Source organism: Nodosilinea sp. LEGE 07088 (assembly GCF_015207395.1).
GTDB lineage: Bacteria > Cyanobacteriota > Cyanobacteriia > Phormidesmidales > Phormidesmidaceae > Nodosilinea.
The window spans coordinates 1-1,293 of sequence record NZ_JADEWX010000378.1; the positions used below are offsets into that span (position 1 = coordinate 1).

Sequence of the window (1,293 nt, forward strand, 5' to 3'; positions counted from 1 at the left end):
GCTCTACTTTGCCATGCAACAACAAGGAGCCGTTAATCAAAAAGCGCGACAAATTTTAGGCTGGCAGCCTCGTTACTCAAACTGGTACGCAGGATTTCAAGCCATGCTGGCCGCTTAACCAAGCCATGCGGGGGGTAGCGCTGCGCTCTGAGAGGTGACCGGAAGTTGCCGCCCTGCCGCTCATCCTGCGTTGGTAGACAAGCCCGGCCTTCCCAGCCCCTCTATCCATTGAACTGAACTGACTCAACGACCTGTATCGCCCTCTGGAATCAGAGGGTCAGTTTCACCATGCTCTTAAAAACAACAATCCCGACATTAGATCGCTGGAGAACCGCTCCCAGTATCGACACCCTGCGATCGCTCTATGATGCCTCTGCCAATCACTGGGACGACTATTTGGCCCGTTTGGGTCAGCCCCTGGATTATCGACTGCTGTTCAAAAGTCGGGCTGTTTGCAACTGCTTGAGCCATCTTGATCAAACCTCCAAAATTCTCGACTGTGGCGTGGGCACCGGAGCCTTCAGTCTGGCGCTTTTAGACAGTATCGATCAGCCTGCCCATGTTTCCGGTATGGATATTTCTCACTCAATGTTGGCCCACGCTCGACAGAATCTGCAACATCGCTGTACAACGCTCGATTTGCGACGAGGAGATATCAGGCGTTTACCCTTCGCCGATGCAGCCTTCGACGCGGTGATCTTTGCCCATGTGTTAGAGCATTTGGCCGACCCCGTTGCCGCCTTGCGTGAGCTGGTGCGAGTCCTGAAACCGGGTGCCCCGCTGATTGGCTCCGTGACTCGTCAAGGACTGGGGCAAGTGCTTATGTCCCTGCGCTGGCACAATCGAGGTTACGCCTCCCATCAGCTAGATACTTGCCTGCAAGCTGCCGGACTGGAGGCCGTGAGGTCGTTCGACTATGGCACTGGCTGGTCAAAATGGATGTGCATTGCTGCGATGGGGGTTAAGCCAGGAAGCGCGATTGTACTTCGCACACACTCCGTGAACGCCCAAAAACACCTCGATAATTCTCGACATTTGGGAGGGTGATTATACTGAATACGTCTACCTAATCACCCGTATCAGGGTATTAGGCTGACATAATTCCACCTATTTGCCCAAAACAGGATCTTAGGCGGAAATATTGGCTCTTCCGGATCCAGGGTGGTAATTGTATAATGAGTTACGTTTAGGGGGATTGACATCATGGACTTTCACCTAGATACGCTGCTTAATTTTCCTAATGCAACCGTCGAGCAGTGCATTCAGGAGGCCGGAGAGATATTTCTGACATTG

The 1,293-nt window shown here is 52.7% G+C and carries 1 protein-coding gene; it reads left to right on the forward strand.

What is annotated here, in order from left to right:
- The first annotated feature begins 288 nt into the window (after window positions 1–288).
- On the forward strand, window positions 289–1,047 hold the full coding sequence (locus IQ254_RS31130; RefSeq protein ID WP_193970001.1) for a class I SAM-dependent methyltransferase: 759 nt from the start codon (window positions 289–291) through the stop codon (window positions 1,045–1,047).
- The last annotated feature ends 246 nt before the right edge of the window (window positions 1,048–1,293 follow it).